The following is a 6,960-nucleotide window of genomic DNA, read 5'->3' as shown; positions in this document are numbered from 1 at the left end:
GAGAAGGTCAAAATAGTCCCCGCTAGTATCACATCACTTCAGAATGTTGCATTTTCTGCATTATGCACCAGCTTTTTCCAAAAAACAACACAGTTTGCAACAATAAATTTCAGTTTAAAATTGAGTTTAAGTTAGAGTTTTGGTTTAAATTGTCGGCCATCGGGGATTTAGCCCGGTGGTAGATTTTTGTCTGAATTTGAGTGAATTTTAGGGAATTAGATGAGGCCTTCGGGCTGAGTGCCCGAAGATGGTTATACGGGAAAGACTTTTTCTCGATTTGATAAATATTCAGAACTTTTACCTTCCTTACTCTCAATAAGAAATCCATCCTTCACTAAAACATCGAGGATTTCTTTTCTAAAATATGTAGATGCTTTTATTCCCAGATAGTCTGCTATTTCTTTTGCTGTATGGGCTTTTGCAAAACAGAATGATAAAATTGCCTTGTCATTTTTTCCTGTAACAATGCCATTTACATTAATATTTGGAATTGAGTTTTCATCGATAACGCCATTTGAATATGTAAGGTTTGGTAATGTTAGTGTAAATGAATTGCCATTTGAAGAAATAAACGGCTTGAAAGATTCTCCCTTACCTGCATAATCCTGTTCAATTTTATCGAAGCCAGAGCCTTTTGATTCCATATAGCGAAGATATTCCAAAATATTGCAGATAACTTCATTTCGTCGGCGAGGAATGATGGATGAAATATTCTTTTCTTTTTGCAAAGCTACAACGCCCAGCAATGCTCCTGGGGAAGTGATTTCAAGTCGATCCTTAAACATATTTATTTCAATCTGACTTCCCTGGATGAAGTAATTTCTGTGAGCTATAGCATTAACGATACCTTCTGTAATAGAACGTGCCGGGTATGAAAAATAATCAATACGGCTTTCATCAACCTTTTTAAATCCTGTTACAGAATGACTCTGAATGAAGTGAGTTGCAAACTTAATTGAATCAATTAGATTTCCCTCAAATTCTTCAGAAGCCAAGACTATAGAACTTCCTTTGGTTATTTCTGGCCAAACTGTACATACAATTTTCGTTCTTTCATTTTTGTAATTATCAGAAAAAAGCTGTGCTCCTTTAGAAAGTTTTTTGTCTGAATTAATAAAGCCTGCGGAAATTAAAGCTTTTTCTGTAAGTTCTGACTCATTTCTTTCTTTGTACAAATCAAAAATCTGTTTGAAATTGTTTTTATCAAAGATTTCTTCTGTAAATGGCTGGTCGAAAGGATTGTTATCACTTAAGAGAATTAATTCTCGAATCTGTTCTGGAGTAGCCAGCAGGGAACTTCCGTAACTTCGAATATAGATTCCGAGGAGATTTTCTTCATGCAAAGTGACAGGCAGTATTGTATTTTTCTCTACAGAAATTTTTAAAATATATCTTGTCGATTTTTCCGCTTCTTTAATTGGGATGGTATCTATTGAATATGAAATAGATGGTTCAATTCTCTGTTTAATCTGGCGGTTTATCATCAAAATTGTTTTATCAGCTGCATCATGATCCAAAGAAATTATTTTATGAGTATTGTTATCGACTCCGATATACAAAGTGCCGCCAAATGTATTTGCAAAAGCCGCAATTGTTTTTAGCCAGCCAATCTCTTTTGACTTTCCAGAATCTTCGGATTTTCCTTCTTCAATGATTCTTTTAAACTCATTTTGAGTATCTTCAATGTTTATTCCGGGAATTAATTCTTCAATCAGCATAAGCACCTCTTAATTCCACTTTACTATAAATGAAGTTTTTAGTGAAGTAAAGTGAAGCATTACTTCATTTCACTTCACTATCTTTTTCGCATATTGTGAAGTAATTTTTTTTAAACTAACAGTTTACTATTCTTTTTGTGAAATCTTATTATAATGAACTTATGGAGTATTCCTATTCACTTAAACCAACAAAACGGACAGTTGTTGATATTCCAGCAACTTCGAGACTCTTAAAAGAACTGCGTAATAAAAACGGCTATAGCGTAAAGCAGCTGCAGGAGATATTCGGATTTGAGACACCTGTAGCAATTTATGCTTGGGAAAATGAGAAGTGTAAGAATATTCCGTGCATCGAAAACTTTGATCTCCTATCTAAACTTTATAAATGTCATGTTGAAGAACTGTATGTTCTGAAGCAAGTTGATTTTTCAGGTTTGGAAGTTCATGAAGATATTCCTGAGTATAAAACATATAGGAGTCTTGTTAATCATCTGCTTGAAGGTTTGGCTGATATTGAGGAAGGTAAGATTCAGGATTTTCATGAAGCGATGAAAGAGATTCGTGAAGAGCTTGAAATTTAAACTACAACTTTAATGACAAATGAAAATTTATTTGTTAAAGTGAAAATACAAAACACAAATTAAAGTCGCTGGCCCTAAGAAGCCGAGCGCCGTGTCTCAATGGTTTTGCAAACCGGAGACAAAAACCCGATACGCCGTTGGCGTAAAAATTATCTTTTATAAAAGGAGTGCGTAATGAGCACAGACACATTTGACATTACAAAATTATCTCGTGCAATGATTCTACGCACACTTTGGAATTACAAAATGCCTGGGCAGGCAATAAAAGATAATGGAGTTTTTGTTAATGGAGAAAAATCATATGAGGACCGTAACTATTCAAAGGCCGGTTGTTGATCTGAAAGCAACCGGTGTACAAATCAAATCACTCAGAATCAAAAGTGGATACACTGTTCACGATATTCAGGCCGTATTCGGTTTTGAATATCCGCAGGCTGTGTATGCATGGGAATGCGGAAAATCTATTCCTACAATCGACAACTTGCTTGTGCTTGCCCACTTGTTTGACGTTTCAGTCGAAGAGATTGTAATCCAGCGCATGATTGAAATTGAAGTTTCGTGCGTTTCAAACAAGATTGAGAAGCTATGCAACAAGAATTGTAACGATTGCAAATTGCGGCTGAGTGCCTAATCTTTTCTGTCTGTAAGCCATCTTTTTAAATTAATGGTTTACAGACAGACTGAAAATCCAATCATACAATTAAAACATCGCTACCAAATAAAAAAGGGTTCCGTTACGCCCTTATTGTAATCAAAGGAAAATATCATGAGAAAATTAGCAAGTGTCCAGACTATCTGGGACGTACAGCCGATAGAAGGGGCTGACAGGATAGAAGTCGTTTCCGTTTTGGGATGGAAATGTGTTGCCAAAAAAGGTGAGTTTAAGAAATACGATTTATGCGTTTATTTCGAAGTGGATGCATTTTTGCCGGTAAAGCTGGAATTTGAGTTTTTGCGAGACGGATGTTACAGAAGCAACGATTTGAACGGTGAAGGATTTTTGATGAAGACAAGAAATTTCCGTGGACAGGTTTCACAGGGACTTGTTTTGCCGCTTTCAATTCTGGATGGAATCGAACCGCTTCATGGCGTTGCCTGGAAGACTGGCGATATTGTTAGCGAACAGCTTGGTGTAAAGAAATGGGAAGTTGCAGAAATTGCCACTGGTAGCGGACGGGTTATCGGGGATTTTCCACACGGCATTCCAAAGACTGACGAAATCCGAGTTCAGGCGGAACCTGGATTGATTGACGAGTTCAAGGGTGTGCCTTATTACATTTCAACCAAGATGGATGGAACCAGCGTGACCATGTATCTGATTGACGGTGATTTTGGTGTCTGCTCAAGGAATTACGAAATTGCTGATGATGAGACCAGCCCCGCATGGAAGTTCGTCCACAGGCATGGAGTTATTGAGAAAATCAAGAAGGGTGCTGAGGCTGTCGGCTTGAAAAATGTAGCGGTTCAGGGTGAGTTCTGTGGCGAAGGTATACAGAAAAATCCTCTTAAGCTTGTAACTGCCGAATGGTACGTTTTCACTCTGCGTGATATGGATCAGGGAAAAAGGCTTGGTCTTAAGGAGATGCAGTCTTTCTGTGAAACTGCCGGCTTAAGCATGGTTCCTGTTGAGGAGACTGGCGACGAACTTCCTTTCAAAACTGTGGCTGAGTTCATCGAAAGGGCTAAAGGAAAGTACGCCAGCGGAAATCACAAGGAAGGAATTGTCATCAGGCCGATTGAACCTGTGTACAGCAAAATCCTGGAAGGTTCGCTTTCAATGAAGGTGATTAATAATGATTATCTTTTGAGGCAGAAATAAGAAAGGGGAAGTCTCCCCTTACGTCCGCACGCTGTTGCGGGCTATCCTCTCTGCGGGGGACACCCCCGCAACGCCCCCAATTAAATTAAAGGAGCTAACTAAATGACAATCTACATGACAAGCGACCTGCACGTTGATCATTACATAAATCATCGTGTGAGTCTAGAAAACTACATAAACAATGCTCTCAAACCAGCGGACGTCCTTTGTGTTGCAGGAGATACTTGTGATGATCCGAATCTGTTTGTTGAATTTTACAAGATGGTTTCACCACGTTACAAAAAGATTTTTGTAGTGTTTGGGAATCATGATTTGACAGTTGGGAACTTGTCCTATTTTCGAAATAATCCGTTTACAGAAACTCAACCAAAACTTGATTTTCTGAAAGCTGAAATATCGAAGCTTGGCAATGTATCTATTTTGGATGGAGATGTTGAAGAATTTGAAGGCGTAAAATTTGGTGGAACAATGGCTTTTAATGATTTCTGCTGGGCGTATAAAATTGAACCGGAACCAGAAGGAAATATGGCAAAATTTCTTTGCCACTGGAGAGACTGGTTTGATTATCGTCACTGGGAATACATGGGAAATGTTCACAAAGACATTCTTGATTCTCAAATGAAGAAACTTGATTACGTGGGGTCCCAAAAGCCTGATATCATAATGACTCATTACATTCCGCTCTTTTTTGGAGTTGAGGAGATTTATAAAAATGATATTTATACAACCTTTTTCTATTTTAACGGGCAGAAATATCTGGACCAGCTGAAAGATAATTGTATTTGGCTTGCAGGCCATACTCACTCTGTTCGGACTAAGGATCTAGTAGAAGGTGATGGAAGGACAATTCATCTGAAGCTAAATCCGGTTGGTTATCCTGATGAGGATACTGGCAATGCGGAACGTATGGACGAGTTTTTATTGGAGAAATAGTGTGAATCAGATAACAAAAGAGGATTTTCTGCAGGGATATTCACCTGATAATATTTTTGTTACAAGCGATTTGCACCTGTATCATACAAATATAATCAAGTATTGCAATCGTCAATTTGATTATTCCCCGGAAGGCTGTTCTCAAATGAATGAGTTTATACTTAAAAAATTTGATGCACTTCCGGAGGATTGTTTGATTTGGAATTTAGGTGATGTCTATTTGAATTTATGGCTCGAGGAATCCCGGATTATGAATGACATAATGAGAATGAAGAAAAATCGAAAGATGAATTTAATTCTTGGAAATCATGATCTCAGAGCAAAAAAGAAAACATTTTCAAATTATATAGAGTATTTCGAGCATCTTGGTTTTGATAAAGTTTATAAAGGACCTTTCCAGTTTGAAAATATTGTGCTTTCGCATGAACCTGTATTTATCGATTCTAAAAGTTCATTTGTAAATGTTCACGGCCATACTCATGATACTATGGTGACTGAAGATTATTTTACTGGAGAATACAACACGCATTACCCAAAGCAGAAAGTGGATCCAGCAAAGTATATCAATGTTTGTGTGGATGCTAATAATTTTCGCATTATGAACTTAAAAGAAATATTGAGTAAAATTGAGAATTCCTAAAGAAATGACTACAATAGAAACAATGAATCGCGCAAAGCTTCACGAATCCATAATCAATAATTCTCAAATGACTTTTGCCCGTAGCGGCGGAAACGGCGGCCAGAACGTAAACAAGGTGAATACAAAAGTTCATCTTGTTGTTCCTGTTACATCGCTTGGCGGCCTTACAGATGCAGAAGTTATTCGTCTTCGTTCAAAACTGGCTACCATCATCAATAAAGAAGACTGTCTTTTTCTTGACGTTAATGATGAACGCTACCAGGAACGAAATCGAGAAATTGCACTTTCCCGCCTTGAAAACAAGATTTTGCAGGCTCTGGTTATTCCCAAAAAGAGAATTAAAACCAAGCCGACCAAAGCCAGTAAAGAGCGCAAATTAAAGTTGAAGAAAATCCGCAGCGAGATTAAAAAGAACAGGGGAAAGATCTGGTAATTTAATCCTTATACAGCTGAAACTTCTTACTGATGCTATGAGCTACATCATCCTGCAGAGGCTTAAACCAGATTCCCACAGTGCAGCGGCCTTCGCCATTTTCATCAACCCATTCGGGAGTAAGCTCTGTAAGGCAGGCATCGTTTATCATTCCAAAATCTTGATTTTCGACCAATCCAAATTTCAACGCCATATCACGAGCTTGAAACAGTTTATTCAGATTTTTTGCCTCGCAGATTGTCTTTGTGATACGACCATTCAAATAATCGTTATATATTTTACGATCCAGGTCAAAAGAGACATGGACTGTTCCGTTCTGGTCTGTAAGATTCTTACGAATAAGCCAGATCCAATATCCTTCTGCACAATGCGCAACCATTGCCCCAAGCTTCCCTGCAGAAAGGTGTAAATCCTTTCTGATAATAAATAATCTTCGCATTCCCATAGTTCTATTTTAATATTTTTCTCCCATCAAATTAAGATTTTTAATGTACTTACAAATTAATTCTTTTCGATTCTCTTCGTCTGTTCTAAAAGAGTGTCTTCGGCATTTAGCGGCGAAATTACGCTTTTCCCCAACTCCTTTTCAAGACCTTGGCGAGCAACTGCTGCAACACTTCCTCCATCATGCGCACACTGCACATTTTCCTCAAAAGATTGCGGATTCTTTACCTCTGTAATGGTTGAAGCAGAAACTTCAGCGAGCATATTCAAAACCAGTTCAATATTGGTCATGTTGTCTTTCAGAGATTCTTTTTTTAGTCCCTTAAACTTTTTGTATTCCTTTACAGTTTTGCCGGACCAGGTTTTACAAATAACATCTGTGAGTGCCTCTT

The 6,960-nt window shown here is 37.8% G+C and carries 8 protein-coding genes and 1 pseudogene; 6 read left to right on the top strand and 3 right to left on the bottom strand.

The annotated features are described in order from the left end of the window. Positions 1-251 precede the first annotated feature (251 nt). Positions 252-1,718: an ATP-binding protein gene (locus ACKI5B_RS06630; protein ID WP_407427052.1), complete on the bottom strand. Its 1,467-nt coding sequence runs from the start codon at positions 1,716-1,718 to the stop codon at positions 252-254. A 161-nt stretch (positions 1,719-1,879) separates the two neighbouring features. Between ACKI5B_RS06630 and ACKI5B_RS06625 the strand changes: the two genes are divergently transcribed. The 6 genes from ACKI5B_RS06625 to arfB all read left to right on the top strand — a co-directional run bounded on the left by ACKI5B_RS06625 (position 1,880) and on the right by arfB (position 6,124). Further along, on the top strand, positions 1,880-2,299 hold the full coding sequence (locus ACKI5B_RS06625) for a helix-turn-helix domain-containing protein (RefSeq protein WP_184660503.1): 420 nt from the start codon (positions 1,880-1,882) through the stop codon (positions 2,297-2,299). A 286-nt stretch (positions 2,300-2,585) separates the two neighbouring features. Next, the gene (locus ACKI5B_RS06620) at positions 2,586-2,930 is read left to right on the top strand and encodes a helix-turn-helix domain-containing protein (RefSeq protein WP_246462683.1); all 345 of its coding nucleotides are present in this window, start codon (positions 2,586-2,588) and stop codon (positions 2,928-2,930) included. 135 nt (positions 2,931-3,065) lie between these two features. Further along, the gene (locus ACKI5B_RS06615; protein ID WP_407427049.1) at positions 3,066-4,118 is read left to right on the top strand and encodes an RNA ligase family protein; all 1,053 of its coding nucleotides are present in this window, start codon (positions 3,066-3,068) and stop codon (positions 4,116-4,118) included. 102 nt (positions 4,119-4,220) lie between these two features. Further along, positions 4,221-5,051 (top strand): metallophosphoesterase family protein, encoded by an 831-nt coding sequence (locus ACKI5B_RS06610; protein WP_407427047.1) that lies wholly within the window; start codon positions 4,221-4,223, stop codon positions 5,049-5,051. Between the two features lies 1 nt (position 5,052). Beyond that, the gene (locus ACKI5B_RS06605) at positions 5,053-5,691 is read left to right on the top strand and encodes a metallophosphoesterase (RefSeq protein WP_407427045.1); all 639 of its coding nucleotides are present in this window, start codon (positions 5,053-5,055) and stop codon (positions 5,689-5,691) included. A gap of 4 nt (positions 5,692-5,695) precedes the next feature. Beyond that, on the top strand, positions 5,696-6,124 hold the full coding sequence (arfB, locus tag ACKI5B_RS06600) for an alternative ribosome rescue aminoacyl-tRNA hydrolase ArfB (protein WP_407427043.1): 429 nt from the start codon (positions 5,696-5,698) through the stop codon (positions 6,122-6,124). A 1-nt stretch (position 6,125) separates the two neighbouring features. Here the strand turns inward: arfB and ACKI5B_RS06595 are convergent, their stop codons facing one another. After that, on the bottom strand, positions 6,126-6,569 hold the full coding sequence (locus tag ACKI5B_RS06595; protein WP_407427041.1) for a peptidyl-tRNA hydrolase: 444 nt from the start codon (positions 6,567-6,569) through the stop codon (positions 6,126-6,128). A gap of 56 nt (positions 6,570-6,625) precedes the next feature. Further along, positions 6,626-6,960: pseudogene (locus ACKI5B_RS06590) on the bottom strand (hypothetical protein); the annotation flags it as partial.

Source organism: Treponema sp. (genome assembly GCF_045657965.1).
GTDB lineage: Bacteria > Spirochaetota > Spirochaetia > Treponematales > Treponemataceae > Treponema_D.
Note: the sequence above shows the minus strand (reverse complement) of the source record. Positions and strands in the feature narration are given on the sequence as shown.